The sequence below is a fragment of the Pantoea sp. X-Soil-OKNW-713 genome (genome assembly GCF_059730685.1).
Genome location: NZ_AP035996.1, coordinates 151,401 through 168,823 on the forward strand (window position 1 = coordinate 151,401; position 17,423 = coordinate 168,823).

Annotated in this window: 15 protein-coding genes; 12 read left to right on the forward strand and 3 right to left on the reverse strand. The window is 57.4% G+C overall.

Annotated features, from left to right (window positions below; genetic code table 11):
• Positions 1 to 45 precede the first annotated feature (45 nt).
• The 6 genes from hypA to flhA all read left to right on the forward strand — a co-directional run bounded on the left by hypA (position 46) and on the right by flhA (position 5,807).
• On the forward strand, positions 46 to 408 hold the full coding sequence (gene hypA, locus AC6I8R_RS21180; protein WP_208725884.1) for a hydrogenase maturation nickel metallochaperone HypA: 363 nt from the start codon (positions 46 to 48) through the stop codon (positions 406 to 408).
• Positions 401 to 1,252: a hydrogenase nickel incorporation protein HypB gene (gene hypB, locus AC6I8R_RS21185; RefSeq protein ID WP_415174671.1), complete on the forward strand. Its 852-nt coding sequence runs from the start codon at positions 401 to 403 to the stop codon at positions 1,250 to 1,252. Before hypA ends, hypB begins: the two co-directional genes overlap by 8 nt.
• Positions 1,243 to 1,500: a HypC/HybG/HupF family hydrogenase formation chaperone gene (locus tag AC6I8R_RS21190; protein WP_415174670.1), complete on the forward strand. Its 258-nt coding sequence runs from the start codon at positions 1,243 to 1,245 to the stop codon at positions 1,498 to 1,500. The genes hypB and AC6I8R_RS21190 overlap by 10 nt, the downstream gene beginning before the upstream one ends.
• The gene (gene hypD, locus AC6I8R_RS21195; protein WP_497832837.1) at positions 1,500 to 2,630 is read left to right on the forward strand and encodes a hydrogenase formation protein HypD; all 1,131 of its coding nucleotides are present in this window, start codon (positions 1,500 to 1,502) and stop codon (positions 2,628 to 2,630) included. Before AC6I8R_RS21190 ends, hypD begins: the two co-directional genes overlap by 1 nt.
• Entirely contained in the window at positions 2,617 to 3,627 is a 1,011-nt protein-coding gene (gene hypE, locus AC6I8R_RS21200; protein ID WP_415174706.1) for a hydrogenase expression/formation protein HypE, read from the forward strand. The genes hypD and hypE overlap by 14 nt, the downstream gene beginning before the upstream one ends.
• A 110-nt stretch (positions 3,628 to 3,737) precedes the next feature.
• Positions 3,738 to 5,807 (forward strand): formate hydrogenlyase transcriptional activator FlhA, encoded by a 2,070-nt coding sequence (flhA, locus tag AC6I8R_RS21205; protein WP_497832838.1) that lies wholly within the window; start codon positions 3,738 to 3,740, stop codon positions 5,805 to 5,807.
• A gap of 269 nt (positions 5,808 to 6,076) precedes the next feature.
• Here flhA and AC6I8R_RS21210 read toward each other — a convergent pair whose 3' ends face one another.
• Positions 6,077 to 7,288: a LysR family transcriptional regulator gene (locus AC6I8R_RS21210; protein WP_415174667.1), complete on the reverse strand. Its 1,212-nt coding sequence runs from the start codon at positions 7,286 to 7,288 to the stop codon at positions 6,077 to 6,079.
• 136 nt (positions 7,289 to 7,424) lie between these two features.
• Here AC6I8R_RS21210 and galB point away from each other — a divergent pair, with 136 nt between their 5' ends.
• The 4 genes from galB to AC6I8R_RS21230 are packed head-to-tail and all read left to right on the forward strand — an operon-like array spanning position 7,425 to position 10,846.
• Positions 7,425 to 8,162 (forward strand): 4-oxalmesaconate hydratase, encoded by a 738-nt coding sequence (gene galB / locus AC6I8R_RS21215; RefSeq protein WP_415174666.1) that lies wholly within the window; start codon positions 7,425 to 7,427, stop codon positions 8,160 to 8,162.
• Positions 8,159 to 8,875 carry a 4-carboxy-4-hydroxy-2-oxoadipate aldolase/oxaloacetate decarboxylase gene (locus AC6I8R_RS21220; protein WP_415174665.1) on the forward strand — a complete coding sequence of 239 codons (717 nt, stop codon included), beginning with the start codon at positions 8,159 to 8,161 and terminating at the stop codon, positions 8,873 to 8,875. The genes galB and AC6I8R_RS21220 overlap by 4 nt, the downstream gene beginning before the upstream one ends.
• 2 nt (positions 8,876 to 8,877) lie before the next feature.
• Positions 8,878 to 9,969: a 4-oxalomesaconate tautomerase gene (locus AC6I8R_RS21225; protein WP_415174664.1), complete on the forward strand. Its 1,092-nt coding sequence runs from the start codon at positions 8,878 to 8,880 to the stop codon at positions 9,967 to 9,969.
• Positions 9,962 to 10,846, forward strand: coding sequence for an NAD(P)-dependent oxidoreductase (locus AC6I8R_RS21230; protein WP_497832839.1), 885 nt, complete (start codon positions 9,962 to 9,964; stop codon positions 10,844 to 10,846). Before AC6I8R_RS21225 ends, AC6I8R_RS21230 begins: the two co-directional genes overlap by 8 nt.
• 67 nt (positions 10,847 to 10,913) lie before the next feature.
• Here the strand turns inward: AC6I8R_RS21230 and AC6I8R_RS21235 are convergent, their stop codons facing one another.
• Both AC6I8R_RS21235 and AC6I8R_RS21240 read right to left on the reverse strand, forming a co-directional pair.
• Entirely contained in the window at positions 10,914 to 12,950 is a 2,037-nt protein-coding gene (locus tag AC6I8R_RS21235; RefSeq protein WP_497832840.1) for a glycoside hydrolase family 31 protein, read from the reverse strand.
• Positions 12,947 to 14,326: a glycoside-pentoside-hexuronide (GPH):cation symporter gene (locus AC6I8R_RS21240; RefSeq protein ID WP_415174661.1), complete on the reverse strand. Its 1,380-nt coding sequence runs from the start codon at positions 14,324 to 14,326 to the stop codon at positions 12,947 to 12,949. Before AC6I8R_RS21240 ends, AC6I8R_RS21235 begins: the two co-directional genes overlap by 4 nt.
• A 294-nt stretch (positions 14,327 to 14,620) precedes the next feature.
• Between AC6I8R_RS21240 and AC6I8R_RS21245 the strand changes: the two genes are divergently transcribed.
• Both AC6I8R_RS21245 and arnT read left to right on the forward strand, forming a co-directional pair.
• On the forward strand, positions 14,621 to 15,613 hold the full coding sequence (locus AC6I8R_RS21245) for an FUSC family protein (RefSeq protein ID WP_497832841.1): 993 nt from the start codon (positions 14,621 to 14,623) through the stop codon (positions 15,611 to 15,613).
• 141 nt (positions 15,614 to 15,754) lie between these two features.
• Entirely contained in the window at positions 15,755 to 17,401 is a 1,647-nt protein-coding gene (gene arnT, locus AC6I8R_RS21250) for a lipid IV(A) 4-amino-4-deoxy-L-arabinosyltransferase (protein WP_497832842.1), read from the forward strand.
• Positions 17,402 to 17,423: the final 22 nt, after the last annotated feature.

Here is a 17,423-nt window from a genome sequence, read left to right on the forward strand (position 1 = left end):
GCATCGTCTTTGCATTAGCAGCCCTCAGTGAACCCAGGAGGCAGCATGCACGAAATTACCCTCTGTCAACGCGCAGTCGAACTGATCGATAACCACGCCCGGCAACATGGCGCACGCCGTGTCACTGCGGTCTGGCTGGAGGTCGGGGCGTTTTCTTGCGTGGAGACCAGCGCGATGCAGTTCTGCTTTGAACTGACGTGCCGGGGCACCCTGGCTGAAGGGTGTGAACTTCATCTTCATCAGCAGGAAGCGGAGTGCTGGTGTCACGATTGCCAGCAGTACATCACGCTGCTTACGCAGCGCGTCAGACGGTGCCCGCAATGTGGCGGTCATCAACTGCGCATCGTGGCGGATGATGGCGTGCAAATTAAGCGGCTGGAAATCGATCAGGAGATCAATCATGTGTAGTACCTGTGGTTGCGGTGAAGGCAACCTGTATATCGAAGGCGATGAGCGTAACCCGCATTCGGCGTTTCGCAGCGCCCCGTTTGCGCCGGCACCACGTCGGGTGCAGCGGATTTCTGGCATCAACCTCAGTGAGCATGGCGATCTGCATTATGGGCACGGCGTGGCCGAAGCCCATGCACCGGGTATCAGCCAGCGTAAGATGCTGGAGCTGGAGCTTGATGTGCTGGATAAAAATAATCAGCTGGCGCAGGCGAATCGCGCCGCTTTTACTGCGCAGCGTCAACTGGTGCTGAACCTGGTGTCCAGCCCTGGTTCCGGTAAAACCACCCTGCTGACCGAAACCCTGAAACGGTTACAGGGCAAGGTGCCCTGCGCGGTGATCGAGGGAGATCAGCAGACGGTAAATGATGCCGCACGCATCCGCGCCACGGGTACGCCAGCGATTCAGGTGAATACTGGCAAAGGTTGCCATCTGGATGCGCAAATGGTTCAGACGGCGATGCAGCGTCTGCCGCTGGCAGACAACGGGGTGTTGTTTATTGAAAACGTCGGCAATCTGGTGTGTCCGGCGAGTTTTGATTTGGGTGAACGCCACAAAGTTGCGCTGCTCTCGGTGACGGAGGGTGAGGATAAACCCCTAAAATATAAGTACATGTTTGCTGCGGCTTCGCTGATGTTGCTCAACAAAATTGACTTGTTGCCGTATCTGCAATTCGATGTTGACCGATGTCTGGCCTATGCCCGCGAGGTTAACCCGGATATCCAGATCATGCTGGTTTCCGCCACCAGCGGCGCAGGCATGGAAGCGTGGATTAACTGGCTGGAGAGCGAGCGATGTGCATAGGCATTCCGGGCCAGATTGTTGAGCGCCAGGGTAATGACGCGAAAGTGGATGTGTGCGGCGTGCAGCGCGATGTCAATTTAACGCTGGTGGGCGATGCAACGGTGGGCCAATGGGTGTTGGTGCACGTTGGCTTTGCCATGAGCATCATTGATGAAGCGGAGGCGCGTGACACCCTCGATGCGCTGCAAAACATGTTCGACATGGAACCTGATGTCGGGGCCTTGCTGTACGGTGAGGAGCGTGGCTGATGCGTTATGTTGATGAATATCGCGACCCCGCCCGCGTGATGCAGTTGATTGAAACCCTGCATAAGCGGGCGCCATTGCTGGATTACGATGCGCAGCATCCGTTGCAGATTATGGAGGTGTGCGGGGGACATACCCACGCCATCTTCCGCTTTGGCCTCGATCAGTTGCTGCCGGACAACATCGATTTTATCCACGGTCCGGGCTGTCCGGTATGCGTGTTACCGATGGGGCGCATTGATAGCTGCATTGAAATTGCCCGCCATCCTGAAGTGATTTTCTGCACCTTTGGCGACGCCATACGCGTGCCGGGCAGACAGGGATCGCTAATGCAGGCCAAAGCGCAGGGGGCGGATGTGCGGGTGGTGTATTCACCGATGGATGCCCTGACGCTGGCGCGTCTCAATCCACACCGTAAGGTGGTGTTTTTCGCTCTCGGCTTTGAAACCACCATGCCCGCCACAGCCATCACGCTGCAACAGGCCAAAGCGCAACAGGTCACCAATTTCTTCTTCTTTTGCCAGCACATTACGCTTATCCCCACCCTGCGCAGCCTGCTGTCGCAGCCGGATAACCGCATCGACGCCTTCCTGGCACCGGGTCATGTCAGCATGGTGATCGGCACTGCCGCCTATGAGTTTATCCCCCGGCATTTCCGGCGGCCGCTGGTGGTGGCGGGTTTCGAGCCGATGGATTTATTGCAGGGCGTGTTGATGTTGGTGGAGCAAAAAATCAAGCAGCAAAGCCGGGTGGAGAATCAATACAAACGTGTGGTGCCGGATGAGGGAAACCTGCTGGCGCAGCAAGCCATGCGCGAGGTTTTTTGCCTCCGAGGGGCGTCTGAATGGCGCGGACTGGGGGTGATTGCGGAATCCGGTGTTCAGTTGACGCAGGCGTATCAATCCTATGATGCGGAGGTCAGGTTCCGGCCACAGCAGCAGCAGGTGAGTGACGACCCGCGCGCACGTTGTGGCGATGTGCTCACCGGGCGTTGTAAACCGCATCAATGTCCGATGTTCGGCAAGGGCTGCAATCCACAAAACGCCTTTGGTGCGCTGATGGTCTCCTCGGAAGGGGCCTGCGCGGCCTGGTATCAGTACAGAAGTCAGGAAGTGAATGATGAAATCAATTGAATTAGCGCATGGCAGTGGCGGCAGAATGATGCAGCAACTGATCGCCGACCTGTTTCTCCAGGCGTTTGACAATCCCTGGCTGGCGGAGCAGGAAGATCAGGCGCGGCTGGGGTTAAGCGAGCTGACCGGCAAAGGGGATCGGCTGGCATTTTCCACCGACAGCTACGTTATCGATCCGCTGTTTTTCCCCGGCGGGGATATCGGCAAGCTGGCGGTGTGCGGCACGGTCAACGATATTGCCGTCAGTGGCGCGCAGCCGCGCTGGCTTTCCTGTGGTTTTATCCTTGAAGAGGGGCTGCCGTTAGTGACGCTGGAACGCGTGGTAACCAGCATGGCGCAGACGGCCAGAGACGCGGGGGTCAGCATCGTTACCGGCGACACCAAAGTGGTGCCGCGTGGCGCGGTCGATAAGCTATTCATCAATACCGCCGGTCTTGGCGCGATTCCTGCCGGATTACGCTGGGGCGCGGCACAGATTGACGTTGGCGATGTGTTGATCGTCAGTGGCACCCTGGGTGACCACGGAGCCACAATCCTCAATTTGCGTGAACAGCTGGGGCTGGATGGGGATTTGGCAAGTGATTGCGCGCCACTGTCCACGTTGATTGCGCCGTTGGTCGGCATCAGCGGCGTGAAGGCGTTACGTGATGCCACGCGCGGTGGCGTCAATGCGGTGCTGCATGAGTTCGCCGCTGCCAGCCACTGCGGGATGGAAATCCACGAAAGTCAGCTACCGCTCTCCCCGGCGGTGCGAGGTGTTTGCGAATTGTTAGGTCTGGATGCGCTGAATTTTGCCAATGAAGGAAAACTGCTGATAGCGGCTTCAGCCGAAGCGGCACCGGCAGTCGTCGCTGCATTGCAGCGCCATCCTTTGGGTGAGCGTGCCGCAATTATCGGCATCGTGACTGAAAAGCCCGGCGTCAGAATGAACGGACTTTATGGCGTCAGACGTAGCCTGGAACTCCCGCATGCAGAACCCTTGCCACGAATTTGTTGATCTATGCCTGGTCTCCCCGAAAGAAAACCACATAAACTTTAATTCTCATCAATATTGGACGATGGACTCACCTCCATATTTAGCGGGAGGTCTTTCAATGGACGACATACATGGCATATACCCCGATGAGCGATATCGGGCAGCAGGGATTGTTTGATATCACCCAGACTCTGCTGCAACAGCCCGATTTTAGTGCGCTTGCTGATTGCCTGACCCGCTTGGTTAAACAAGGGGCATTGGCGGACCGCGTGAATGTGTTGCTTTATCATCCGCAACACCGGCAAGTCAGTTTTTATGGCAGAGATAAGACGCTCACGCCGGATCAGCAGAGCTTACTGGCGACGGGACCGATGCAACGCATCCTTTCCCGTCCTGAAGCGCTGATTTGTCCCTGGCGTGAATTTGAGGCGACCTGGCCGCAAGTGGCTAGCCTGCCGCTTTACGCACCTTTTGGGCGCTACTGCCTGCTACCGCTGGTTTCCAGTGGTGAGATCTTTGGTGGCTGTGAGTTTATTCGCGACAGCAACAAGGGCTGGAGCGAGAAGGAGCTGGAACGTCTGCATACGCTGACGCAGGTGGTGGGGTTGTGCGCCCAGCAGATTCGCAGCACCCAGGATATCGATCACCATTGCCAGGTGCTGAGTCGTGAACGGGATGACTTTCGCATTTTGGTGGCGGTGACCAATGCAGTGCTGTCGAAACTGGATCTTGACGAGGTGATGCAGGAAACCGCGCGTGAAATCCATCACCACTTTGCCATTGATTCCATCAGCATCGTGGTGCGCAGCAGCCGTAAAGCGTGGCTCACCATTTATTCCACCCATTTTGTCGATGAAGCGTCACCTATCCATGATCTGAGTGAAGTGCCTGAAGCGGGCACGCTCTCCGAACAGGTGTTTGCCAGTGGTGAAATGTTGTTGCTGAATCTTTACCCGCAGCAACAAGCGGCCTCCTATGAGCGCAGGTTGTTGGAGCTTTGGGATAATCAGGCGCAGACGTTGTGCCTGATGCCGCTGAAATTTGGCGACAATATGTTGGGGGTGATGAAGCTGGCGCAATGCGGTGAACGGGGCTTTAGCGCCGCCAACCTTGAGTTGTTGCATCAAATCGCTGAACGCATTGCGATTGCGCTCGATAATGCGCTGGCATGGCAGGAAATCAATCGGCTAAAGGAGAGCCTGACGGATAAAGGTTCGTGGGCCACGGAGTCGATCAATGCCGGGAGCCCTGATGTTGGTGAAATTATTGGCCGCAGCGAAGTGATGATCGATGTGCTGAAACAGGTCGAGATTGTGGCTGCCAGCGACAGCACGGTGTTGATCCTTGGCGAAACCGGCACCGGAAAGGAGTTGATTGCGCGCGCCATTCACAACCAGAGCCAACGCAATCGTCGGCGAATGGTAAAAATGAATTGCGCCGCGATGCCTGCCGGGCTGCTGGAAAGCGATTTGTTTGGTCACGAACGGGGGGCCTTTACCGGGGCCAATACCCAGCGAATTGGTCGCTTTGAACTGGCGGATAAAAGCTCGTTATTCCTTGATGAAGTGGGGGATATGCCGCTGGAGTTGCAGCCGAAACTGCTGCGCGTGTTACAGGAAAAGGAGTTTGAACGCCTTGGCAGCAACAAATTGCAAACGGTCGATGTGCGACTGATTGCGGCGACTAACCGTGACCTGAAGCAAATGGTGGCTGACCGTGAATTTCGTAACGACCTTTACTATCGGTTGAACGTTTTTCCCATCCGATTACCGCCATTGCGTGAGCGACCGGAAGATATCCCGCTGCTGGTGAAATCGCTCACTTTCAAAATCGCTCACCGCCTGAATCGTAATATTGACAGCATTCCCGCGGAAACCCTGAGTATGCTGCGACGCATGGAGTGGCCGGGAAATGTGCGGGAACTGGAGAATGTGATTGAAAGGGCGGTGCTGATGACGCGCGGCAATGTGCTGCACCTGTCGCTGCCGGAAATGCTGGACACTCCGGCCGCCAAAAAAATCGCCGCGCCCGTCACCGAGCCGCGCGAAGGAGAGGATGAATATCAGCTGATTATGCGGGTGCTGCGTGAGACGAATGGCGTGGTGGCCGGACCGCGTGGTGCAGCCCAGCGTCTGGGCATCAAGCGAACCACCTTGCTTTCGCGGATGAAACGTTTGGGGATTAACAAAGTGGAGTCGTAACCCGCTCGTCGCGTCGCGATGCCGGCAAACCGCGCCGCAACGGGCAGAACGTAACCGCAGCGGCGCAATTTATTGCGCGATGCTGTGCAGGATGTCGGCAAACCGCGCCGCAACAGGCCGAACACAACCGTAGCGGCGCAATTTATTGCGCGATGCTGTGCGCGATGTCGGCAAACCGCGCCGCAACGGGCCGAACACAACCGTAGCGGCGCAATTTATTGCGCGATGCTGTGCATGATGTCGGCAAACCCGCGCGATAAATCGCGCCGCTACGATGCCACCTCAACAATGTATTGAATCAGCGCTTCAGCCGCCGGGGCATGCAGTGCGCCCTGGCGCAGGGTTAAGCCAATCTCGCGGCGGGTGTCCGGTAAGGCAAACGTCAGCGGCTGCAAAATTCCGGCTTGCAGTTCGTACTCCAACTGGTGCGAGGAAACGGCAGCTATCATGTCGGAATTTAGCAGCAGACCGCGCACAATCGCCAGATCGCCGCTCTCCACCACCGGGGTGGGGGCGGCCATTCCCAACGCCGCGAAGGCCGCGTCCAGCAGGTGACGGGAAGGGGTGTTATCGCGCGGCAATATCCACTGCGCATCAGCCAAATCGTTGGCCGTCAGGGTGCGTCCCGCCAGAGGGTGCTGGGGCCTTACCAGCAGCACCAGCGATTCAGCAAACAACACCTGATTGTGGATATCCAACACCTGCTCGTCCTGACGTAATGCCCCAAGAATGAAATCAATATCCCCGGCGCGCAGCTCGGTAATTAAGGCGTCGAAGGCACTTTCATTGGTCACCACTTTAATGCCCGGATGCGCCGCCACCAGCCGGGTTATCGCCAGCGGCAGCAGGGTGCTGCGGCACAGCGGCAGCGCGCCAACGTGCACCGTGCCACGCAAAATCCCGGTTGCAGCGGCGAGATCTTCCGGGATATGACGGATTTCATTCAGCGCGCGACTGATAAAGGGGGCCATCTCGCGCGCCGCGGTAGAAGGCATCATCCCTTTTGGCGTGCGCTGAAACAGCGTCAGTCCGGCACCCTTTTCCAGCACCTTCAGGGCGGCGCTCACCGCTGGTTGGCTGATGTTGAGAGAGTTCGCCACGCTTTGCGTATGGTGCAGGCGATACAGCCGGAGAAACACCTGAAGGCGTCGCACATTAAATAACCAAATCGGTTCTGCCTCTTCCCGCTGGTGGTCGCGTTGTTTCAGCCGTGCCAGCGCCGCGGGAATGTGCTGCAATTCGTTGATCGCGCGCTGGGCACGCGGCAACACGCATTTTCCCATTTCGGTCAGCAGCATGCCGCTGGCATGACGTTCAAACAACGGCATCGCTAAAGTGTGTTCAAGATCACGAATAGAACGGGTGATCGCCGACTGGGTACGAAATAATTTCTCCGCAGCCTCTGACACCGTACCGCGTTCTGCAATCATGCAAAAAGCACGTAGTTGCATGATTTTAATATCATTATCTTGCTGGGTCATTTTCGGTTCAGCCTCACGTCCTGCGGCGATCAAAATCACAACATAAATAAAAATCATAGCTCGCGCAATGAAAGGCATTATTCGCGCGGATGGCTGCATGTCAGGATGAAAAAAAACGCAACAGCAGGAATACAAGATGGAAAACACCGCTAAAAAAAGTGCCCTCGTCGTCAGTGCTCACTCCGCCGATTTCGTCTGGCGCGCGGGTGGCGCAATCGCGCTGCACGCTGAACGTGGCTATGACGTGCATGTGGTTTGTCTTTCGTTTGGCGAACGGGGTGAATCCGCCAAACTGTGGCGTAAAGGCAATATGACGGAGGAGATCGTCAAAGCGAACCGGCGCAGCGAAGCGCAGTCAGCCGCAGACATCCTCGGTGCCTCGATTGAGTTTTTTGATCTTGGTGATTACCCGCTGCGTGCCGATAAAGAGACGCTTTTCCGTCTGGCTGATGTGTTCCGCAAGGTTCAGCCGCACTTTGTCCTGACCCATTCTGTGGCTGATCCCTATAACTATGACCACCCGCTGGCGGCCAATCTGACCCAGGAAGCACGCATCATTGCCCAGGCGGAGGGTTACCGTCCGGGAGAACCGATTATTGGCGCCCCGCCGGTTTACTGTTTTGAACCGCATCAGCCCGAGCAGTGCCACTGGAAACCGGACGTGCTGCTGGACATCACCTCGGTGTGGGAAAAGAAATACGCCGCGATTCAATGCATGGCCGGTCAGGAGCACCTGTGGGAGTACTACACCCGCGTGGCGCTGCAACGTGGCGTGCAGGCAAAACGTAATGTCGGTATCGCTTCCTCACGCGTACTCAGCCACGGTGAGGGTTATCAAAGCCTGTTCCCGCGCGTGACGGAGGATCTGGCATGAGTGATGTCAATCAGAAAGGCGTGGTGGTACGGCATATCGAGCGTGCCGATGCGGCGTTGATCGCGCAATTCGCGCGCTTCGGCGTGGCGACGGTACACGAAGCGCAGCAGCGTCAGGGCTTGCTGGACAGGCGCATCCGTCCGGTGCAGCAGGGCACCACCATAGCGGGCAGCGCGGTGACGGTGCTGGTATCGCCGGGGGATAACTGGATGTTCCACGTTGCGGTGGAACAATGCCAGCCCGGTGACGTGTTGCTGGTGGCTCCCACCTCAGATTGCTATGACGGCTTCTTTGGCGATCTGCTGGCGACCTCGTTGCAGGCGCGAGGCGTGGTCGCGCTGGTGGGGGATATCGGCATCCGCGATAGCCAAACCTTGCGTGAAATGGCATTCCCGGTCTGGTCACGCGCGGTTTATGCGCAGGGCACAGTCAAGGAGACGCTGGGTTCGGTCAATGTGCCGGTGATCTGCGCCGGTCAGTTAGTCCATCCTGGCGATGTAGTGGTGGCTGACGATGACGGTGTGGTGATTGTTCCCCGTGCCGACATTCCGGCCGTTGCGCAGGCGGCGGCGCAGCGCATTGAGGTGGAGGAGAGCAAACGCCAGCGGCTGGCCGCAGGTGAGCTGGGACTGGATATCTATCAGATGCGACAAAAACTGGCGGCGAAGGGACTGCGCTATGTCGAAACGCTGGCTGAACTGAAGAATAGCTAACTATGAAACAGACGCTGATCCCCTGTGTGTTAATGCGTGGCGGCACCTCGAAAGCTGCCTGTTTTCTGGCGCAGGATTTGCCAACCGACCCGGCATTGCGCGATCGGGTGCTGCTGGCGGTGATGGGCTCGCCTGATGCACGTCAGATCGACGGGATCGGCGGTGCCGATCCCCTGACCAGCAAGGTCGCGATCATTTCGCCGTCAACCCGTGCAGATGCCGATGTGGATTACCTGTTCGCCCAGGTGAATGTCGATAAAGCGCTGGTTGATTACGGGCAGAACTGCGGCAACATTCTGGCGGCGGTGGCCCCGTTTGCCATCGAGAAAGGCGTGGTGGCGGTCCAGGGTGCGGTAACGCGCGTGCGCATTTTTATGGTCAATACCGGGCAGATCGCCGAAGCGCAACTCTCCACGCCGGATGGCGCGGTCGAGTATGAAGGCGATGTTCAGATTGATGGCGTTCCGGGTTATGCGGCGCAACAGGTGCTGAATTTTACCGATATCGCCGGTTCGAGTTGTGGCGCACTGCTGCCTACCGGCCAGGCGCAGGATCACTTTGCCGGTGTCGCCGTGACCTGTATCGATAACGGTATGCCGGTGGTGCTGGTACGTGCTGCCGATCTCGGGCGTACCGGGCGTGAAAGCCGCGAACAACTGGATAATGATGACGAACTCAAAGCGCGATTGGAGTCGATCCGTCTACAGGCCGGACCGCGGATGAATCTGGGCGATGTTGCTGCGCGTACCGTGCCAAAAATGACGCTGATAGCCGAACCGAATCACGGCGGCTGCGTATCGACGCGCACCTTTATTCCGCATCGCTGCCACGCCTCCATCGGGGTGCTGGGCGCAGTGAGCGTGGCAACGGCTTGTCTGATCCCGGGGTCGGTTGCGCAGGGCATTGCGCGTCTGGAGGCGGGCCGTGAACAACGGCTGGCGGTGGAACATCCGAGTGGCGAATTCAGCGTGATGTTGCAGCGTGATGAAGCCGGCAACGTTATCCGCAGCGGTTTGATTCGCACCGCCCGACTGCTGTTTATCGGTGCGGTAGCGGTACCGGGTTCACTCTGGCAGGGGAAGGTCAATGACTAACATCGCGATTATCGGCTTTGGTGAGGCCGGACGGATCTATGCGCAGGACCTGGCAAGCCAGGGCGCACAGGTGAAGGTGTGGGACAAAAAGTTTCTTAGTGCGGAAGGTGATGCGCTGAAGGCGCAGGCCGAACAGGTTGGTGTACAGCCTGCGGGCAACCTTGCGCTGGCGCTGACAGGGGCGGAGCTGGTGCTGTCGCTGGTGACCGCCGGTAACGCGTTAGCGGTCGCCGAACAGGCTGCCGTGCTGTTACGCGAGGGGCAAACCCTGTTGGATTTCAACTCCGTAGCACCGGAGACGAAACGCGCGGCGGCGCGAGCCGTGGCACAGGGGGCGGGGCGTTATATCGATGTGGCGGTGATGGCCCCGGTTCCGCCAAAACGGCTCGCGACGCCACTGCTACTCGGCGGCACGCAGGCGAGGCAGATTGCCGCGCAGTTAAGTGAACTCGGATGTCAGGCGCGCGCCGCCAGCGAAGAGATCGGTGCGGTTTCTGCCATCAAGATGTGTCGCAGCGTGATGATTAAAGGGTTGGAAGCGTTAACCACCGAGTGCCTCGGCGCAGCGCAACGTTATGGCGTGGAAGACGCGGTGCTGGAATCGCTGCATGCCAGTTTCCCGTCGCTGGGATGGCAGGCAGAGCTGCCAGATTATCTGATCAGCCGGGTGGCAGAACACGGCGTGCGCCGTGCCGAAGAGATGCAGGAAGTGGTGAAAACGCTTCAGGATGTCGGACTGGCGGGCACCCTCAGTCAGGCTATCCGTCATGTGCAGGCCGATCTACCGGCCCAGCTTAGCGCCCATCATCTGCGTTACCTGGATGTGGTGCCGTTTAGCTGGCGTGCGGTGTTGACGAAGCTGGCGGAAAAACCGTAGCGGCGGTGAGTAAAAATACGTGTGATAAATCACGCCGCTACGCACGGTAGCGGCGCGATTTATTGCGCTATGGGTTTTCGAGCACGTCAGCGCTGCCGCCGACGCGTAAAAACACCGGAATGGCGCTGAGCGGGGCGGCAACGGTGATACGCTGTCCACCCTGGTAACGCTCGCCATTGCGCGCAATCCACTGATCGCCAGCCGGTAACCAGAGATCGCGTTCACGCTGCCCTGCGTGCAGCACCGGGGCCACCAACAGATCGCGGCCCAGCAGATACTGATCTTCCACCTGCCAACTCTCGGCTTGCTCAGGATAGTGATAAAACAGCGGGCGCATCACCGGATCGCCCAGCTCATGGGCTTCGCGCATCAGCCCGTCAATATAGGGGCGCAGCCGTTCACGTTGCAGCAGGCAACTTTTCATCAGGGCGAAATTCTCCTCGCCGTAACTCCACACCTCATTGGGCGAGCCGCTGTTGCACTGTGCAATGCCGTCACGCCAGGCTTCGGCTGGTTCAATCTGCGGTTCGCGGTAGCCGTGCAGTCGCATCACCGGGCAGAACACCGCCCACTGGAACCAGCGAATCAGCAATTCGTGAAACGCCGGATCGTGAATGTTGCCGCCCTGGAAGCCGCCGATATCGGTGGTCCACCACGGAATACCGGCCATCGCCATATTCAGTCCGGCAGTGAACTGATTGCGCAGCGCGTGGAAGGAGGAGTGAACATCACCCGACCAGGCGAGCACGCCGTAACGCTGGCTACCTGCCCAGGCGCAGCGCACCAGGTTGACGATTTCGTTTTCCCCCTGCTGTTGCAACCCCTCATAAAAACCACGCGCAAACAGTTGCGGATAGATATTGCCCACTTCCTGTACCGGACCGAGATGATAGCGATAGTTATCAAAATCGTAGGCGCGGTATTCCGGCTCAGCCTCATCCAGCCAGAAAGTGCGAATCCCGTGGTCGTAATAGTTTTGCTTCACTTCCTGCCAGACAAACTCGCGGGCGGCGGGATGGGTAGCATCAAAGAAGGTGGTGTTGCCCATAAAATCCAGGTTCACCGAGACGCCGCGCTCGCTGTTTACCAACAGGCCTTTGGATTTCATCAGACGATAACTTTCACTGCGGCTGTCCACCGTTGGCCAGACCGAAACCATAGTTTCAATCCCCATTGCCTTCAGTTCTGCTACCATCGCCCGTGGATCGGGCCAGTCACGGACATCAAAACACCAGGTCCCCTGATTCGGCCAATGGAAAAAGTCGATAACGATGACCGAAAGGGGCAACTGACGGCGACGATATTCACGCGCCACCTCCAGCACTTCCTGCTGGGTGCGGTAGCGCAGCTTGCATTGCCAGAAACCGGTAGCAAAGCCCGGCATCATTGGTGCGGTGCCGGTGGCACGGCCATACTGGCGCACAATATCCGCCGGGGTATCACCTGCGGTGATCCAGTAATCCATCTGGTCCGTCACCTCGGCCTGCCAGCGCGTGCCGTTCTTGCCGAAGGTCACTTCACCGATTGCCGGATTGTGCCACAGCAAGCCATAGCCGAGGCTGGAAACCATAAACGGCACGCTGGCCTGCGAATTGCGCTGTGCCAGTTCCAGCGTACACCCTTTCAGATCCAGACAATCCTGCTGGTACTGGCCCATGCCGTAAATTTTCTCTTCTGGCCGCGCTTCAAAGCGCACGCTGAGCTGATACTTCCCGCCGGGAATCGGGCGGAAGGTGCGGGCGTCCAGTTTCAATGCGCTGATGTACTTGTCCTGGCTCTTTTCGGTCGCACCTATGCCGACGGTGCTGCGTTGACGCCAGAACTCTTCCAGCAACAGTTCACCGTGTTGGTTGTAAAAGGCCAACTGACCACGAATATTGACCACGGCGGTGATATTGCCGTTACGAATACGCAGCGATTCAGGCTCGCGCTGGATGTCTACCTCGCAAGGCGTTGGCGCTAACAAGGCCCAGTCGTTGTCAATCAGTGCCGCCTGGCAGGTCGCACGTACCCGCAGGCTATTTGCCCCCCAGGGTTCGATAACCAGGGTCTGACGGTCAAAGGTCCAGATAATACGCTGGGATTCGGCGCGTAATTCGCTCATGACAACTCCTGTGGTTGCAGCACGGTGGGGCCGGTCGTGGCGGGCTGTGCTGCCAGTTTGTTTTGATTGATGGTTCGCATGGTGGCGTCGGTAAGTTTGTAACCGCGCATCGCCAGCGCGCTGCATAACGCCAGCACGCCAGGGATGACTGAAAATAGCGCGACGATGGCCATCATTGCGGTGGGTTGCTGATGTGCGGCCTGGGCAACATAACCGCTCAGGCCGAGAGTCCAGCCGACGATCGCCCCGCTGATTGCCATCCCCATTTTCAACACCGCCAGCAGCGTCGAGAACACGGTGCCGTCGAGGCGCTTGCCCTGACGATATTCACCGTAATCAACCACATCCGACATCATTACCCACATCAGCGTGGTAGTGACCTGATAGAAACTGGAGACGATAAAGGTCATGCCCACCAGCAGCACAAGGTTGCCGGGCAGAAACACGATGCTGATGCTTAACACGCCGGTGACGATGGCGCTGAGGGTAAAGGCGGTGATTTTGCTTACGTTGCGCGTCAACAGTTTTGCCAGCACGCTACCAACGCTTTTGCCGACAATGTGTGCCGCCAGTAGCCACATAAACAGGCTGGCGTTACCGAGAAAATAGGTGACGTAGTACATCATGGCACCGAGACGCACGACGCCGAATGAGATGTTGCAGAACACCAGCAGAGCCACAATGCGCCACTGATCGTTACGTAACAAATCACGCAGGTCAGCAAGAAAGTGGCCGTGGCTGGCGGGCGCGTTGACGCGCTCACGGGTATTCAGAAAGCAGATAAAAAACATCAGGGTTGCCAGCGTCGCCATAATCGACATGGCGGCGAAATAGCCCTCCAGTTTGTTACCACCGCCGAGCCAGGTGGCTAACGGGATCATCAAAAAGGTGGACATCGCGCCGCCGAGGGTGGCGAGGAAAAAGCGCCACGATTGTAATGAGATACGTTGGGTATCGTCGGCGGTGATAATCGCCCCCATCGAGCAATAAGGAATATTGATGGCGGTATACATCAACATCATCAGGCTGTAGGTCGCCGCGGCGTAAATCATTTTTCCCGTCAGCGACAGGCTTTCCGGCACGGCGTAAATCAACATGCAGCTCACACCAAACGGCACCGCCAGCATCAGCAGCCACGGACGAAATCGTCCCCAGCGTGAACGGGTGCGATCCGCCACCATGCCCATAGCGGGATCGATCACCGCATCGGCGACACGCGCCAGTAAAAACAGCGTGCCAACAAACACCGCCGGAAGCCCCACCACATCGGTGTAATAAAACGTGAGAAAAATAATGACGTTATCAATCGCGATATGGCTGGCCATATCGCCCAGTCCGTAACTGATTTTTTCTTTTATCGTTAAGCTTGTTTGCATAAAGAGTCCCGCCTGTCTTTATATCGCTAAGGGTCAATCGACGGTTAGTTATAGGAAGCGGGCCGGGATGAGACAATTGCGGGATCTGTTTCAGGTTTTATGTTTTTTACTTTATGTGATACGGGTAACAAGAATAACAACAAAAAATTAACATGGCAGGCAAAGTGCAACGGGCTACCATTAATCAACGGGTTAGAATTGATCGTCCGGTATTATCGTTTAGCTCAGACAGTTGTGGCGCGACAAAGCGCGCCGCTACAAATGGAGTGCTAACTCGCTATCGCGGAGAAAACGATGAGCAAGCCACTTTCAGCCGCTCTGCGGCACCGTCTGCCTTTCGCACTGCGCGCGGGGCTATGCTGCGGTTTGCCAGTGGTGCTGGGTTATTACGCCGGACACCTTCAGGCGGGTCTGCTGGCGACCATCGGGGGATTTACGGCGTTGTATGGCGATGGCCTCCCCTGGGGCAGACGCGCGCGTCTGCTGGTGATCATTGCGGTGGCGTTGGCGGTTATCGTCACCCTGGGGATTCTCGTCGCGCCTTATCCGTGGCTCGGTGTGGTGACCGTGACCGGTATTGCCTCTCTTGCGACTTTGATCTGCAACCGACAGCAGATTGGCCCGCCGGGTGCCTATATGTTTGCTCTGGCCTGTGCCAGCGGCACTGGCATGCCGGGCAGTAGCGTCGATCCCTGGTTCAGTGGCTTGTGGGTGCTGTGTGGTGGCGCGATCTCGTGGCTGGCGCATATGCTGGGATGCCTGTTAGAACGGGCCGAAGCCAACAACAGCCCGGCTGCGGATCAGGTAATCAAAGAAAACGCCAGACGTACCGCGGCACGGGTCGCCTTTGGCACGCTGGTGGCCGGGTCGATCGGCATCATCCTCGGGCTGGAACATGCGTACTGGGGAATGGCGGCGGTGGTGGTGGTGCTTAACCAGCCGGATGGTTTACCGGGAACCTCCCGGCGTGCCTTTAACCGGCTTTTGGGTACGCTGGTTGGACTGGTGCTGGCGTGGAGCATTCTGACGCTCAATCCTCAAGGGTTATGGATCGCGTTGACGGTTGGGATGTTGCAGTTCGCTATTGAGATGGGCGTGGTGCTGCAATACGCCGTCGCCACGGTGTTTATCACCGCCAATGCATTGACGATTGCTGCCGGGGGCCGTGATTTTAGCGAAGTGAGTTCTCTGTTCGCTGCCAGAGCGTTCGACACCCTGATTGGTGTGGTGGTGGCGATTGTGGTTTTCAGATTAAGCATGGCGCCAACCGTCGATACTTCCACATAATCCAGGCTTCATTGTTTGTGCTGGCATTTTTATATTCTGTCAGTGAAACCGAACGACAAAACCAGGGTCTTATTCCCGATATGGATACAGGCACTGGCCGGGAAGGCCAGTGCGATGTGAATGACTCACAGGGAAATGTGCATGACCGTTACCACCAAATCGTGTTTGCTTTTTATTCTGCTGCTCCTTTATTACGTTATTCCGCTCGAATTTCGCCACCTCTGGCAACCTGATGAAACGCGCTATGCCGAGATCAGTCGGGAAATGCTGCAACGTGGCAACTGGATTACCCCTTACTTTTTCGACATTCGCTATTTCGAAAAGCCCATCGCCGGATATTGGTTTAATAACATTGGGCAGTGGTTGTTTGGTCATAACCGTTTTGCGGTGCGCATCGGTTCGGTGGTTGCCACGTTACTCAGCGCCTTGTTAGTTTACTGGCTGGCAGGGCGTATTTATGCTCAGCGCGCGGTGGCGCTGACCGCAGGCTTAATCTTCCTCACCTTATTGTTGGTATACGGCATTGGCACCTATGCGGTGCTCGATCCAATGCTGTCGTTATGGTTAGTGGCCGCGATGTGCAGCTACTGGTTTGTATCCGGGGCGGTGAATCACAGACAGCGGCTGCTGGGTTACGTGCTGTTGGGCCTGGCCTGTGGCATGGGCTTTATGACCAAAGGCTTTCTGGCGCTGGCGGTGCCGGTACTGGCTATCGTTCCCTGGGCTCTCTGGCATCATCGTTGGCGCGAGTTGCTGATATTCGGCCCGGTGGCGATTGTCAGTGCCGCGCTGCTCTGTGCACCCTGGGCGTTGGCTATTCATCATCAGCAACCTGATTACTGGCACTACTTCTTCTGGGTGGAGCATATCCAGCGCTTTGCACAATCCAACGCGCAACATCAGGCACCGTTTTGGTTCTACCTGCCTGTTGTTATCGCCGGGTCGCTGCCGTGGCTGGCACTGCTGCCCGGTGCACTGCGCAGTGGTTGGGAGGAAAGAAAAACGCTGCCCGGTGGTCTCTATCTGCTGTGCTGGACCCTGTTGCCGTTGCTGTTTTTCAGCATTGCGAAAGGTAAGTTGCTCACCTATATCCTGCCTTGTTTTGCGCCACTGGCGATTCTGATGGCGCATCACGGTCACACCCTTGCCAGCAGGGCGAACCGGATTCTGCGCCTGAACGCCTGGATCAATATCCTGTTTGGTTGCCTCGGACTGTTTGCCCTGGTGGCGGTGCTGGCTCCCTGGGGAATAGGGGGGCAGTCGCTGTTTAAATCGCATGAGATGTTGACGCTAACCCTGGCGCTCGTTGCGTTTGCGGGCTGGGCAGTGGCCGGTATCGCCAGTCTTAAACGCTGGCAACTGGCGGCGCTTTGCCCGCTGGCGCTGGCGTTGTGCGTAGGCAAAGCGATTCCCGAAAGTGTGCAGAATGCTAACCAACCCGAGGTGTTTGTCAGCAAAATAGCCGATAAACTCGCGGTCAGCCGTTATATTTTGAGTAACGATCCCGGCATTGCTTCCGCCATCGCCTGGCATTTACAGCGCAACGATATCCATTTCTACGCGAAGAAAAATGAGCTGCTTTACGGGCTGGCGTATCCCGATTCTCAGTCGCGTTTTGTCTCCAGGGCGGATTTCCGTCAGTGGCTCGCCTCCCATCAATTGCGCGGTCCGGTATCTTTGGTGCTGTTGTTGGAGCGAGGGGGTGATATGCCCGACGATTTGCCCCTGGCTCAGCGGGTCTATCGCGAGGGTCGTCTGGTATTCCTGCAATATGGCGCCGCACCTTAAGCTTATCCTCATCACCTTTCTG

What these genes read in the sequence shown, in the direction of transcription:
- hypA (WP_208725884.1), top strand. Translation starts at nt 46, where the DNA reads ATGCACGAAATTACCCTCTGTCAACGCGCAGTCGAACTGATCGATAAC.
- hypB (WP_415174671.1), top strand. Translation starts at nt 401, where the DNA reads ATGTGTAGTACCTGTGGTTGCGGTGAAGGCAACCTGTATATCGAAGGC.
- AC6I8R_RS21190 (WP_415174670.1), top strand. Translation starts at nt 1,243, where the DNA reads ATGTGCATAGGCATTCCGGGCCAGATTGTTGAGCGCCAGGGTAATGAC.
- hypD (WP_497832837.1), top strand. Translation starts at nt 1,500, where the DNA reads ATGCGTTATGTTGATGAATATCGCGACCCCGCCCGCGTGATGCAGTTG.
- hypE (WP_415174706.1), top strand. Translation starts at nt 2,617, where the DNA reads ATGAAATCAATTGAATTAGCGCATGGCAGTGGCGGCAGAATGATGCAG.
- flhA (WP_497832838.1), top strand. Translation starts at nt 3,738, where the DNA reads ATGGCATATACCCCGATGAGCGATATCGGGCAGCAGGGATTGTTTGAT.
- AC6I8R_RS21210 (WP_415174667.1), bottom strand. Translation starts at nt 7,288, where the DNA reads ATGACCCAGCAAGATAATGATATTAAAATCATGCAACTACGTGCTTTT.
- galB (WP_415174666.1), top strand. Translation starts at nt 7,425, where the DNA reads ATGGAAAACACCGCTAAAAAAAGTGCCCTCGTCGTCAGTGCTCACTCC.
- AC6I8R_RS21220 (WP_415174665.1), top strand. Translation starts at nt 8,159, where the DNA reads ATGAGTGATGTCAATCAGAAAGGCGTGGTGGTACGGCATATCGAGCGT.
- AC6I8R_RS21225 (WP_415174664.1), top strand. Translation starts at nt 8,878, where the DNA reads ATGAAACAGACGCTGATCCCCTGTGTGTTAATGCGTGGCGGCACCTCG.
- AC6I8R_RS21230 (WP_497832839.1), top strand. Translation starts at nt 9,962, where the DNA reads ATGACTAACATCGCGATTATCGGCTTTGGTGAGGCCGGACGGATCTAT.
- AC6I8R_RS21235 (WP_497832840.1), bottom strand. Translation starts at nt 12,950, where the DNA reads ATGAGCGAATTACGCGCCGAATCCCAGCGTATTATCTGGACCTTTGAC.
- AC6I8R_RS21240 (WP_415174661.1), bottom strand. Translation starts at nt 14,326, where the DNA reads ATGCAAACAAGCTTAACGATAAAAGAAAAAATCAGTTACGGACTGGGC.
- AC6I8R_RS21245 (WP_497832841.1), top strand. Translation starts at nt 14,621, where the DNA reads ATGAGCAAGCCACTTTCAGCCGCTCTGCGGCACCGTCTGCCTTTCGCA.
- arnT (WP_497832842.1), top strand. Translation starts at nt 15,755, where the DNA reads ATGACCGTTACCACCAAATCGTGTTTGCTTTTTATTCTGCTGCTCCTT.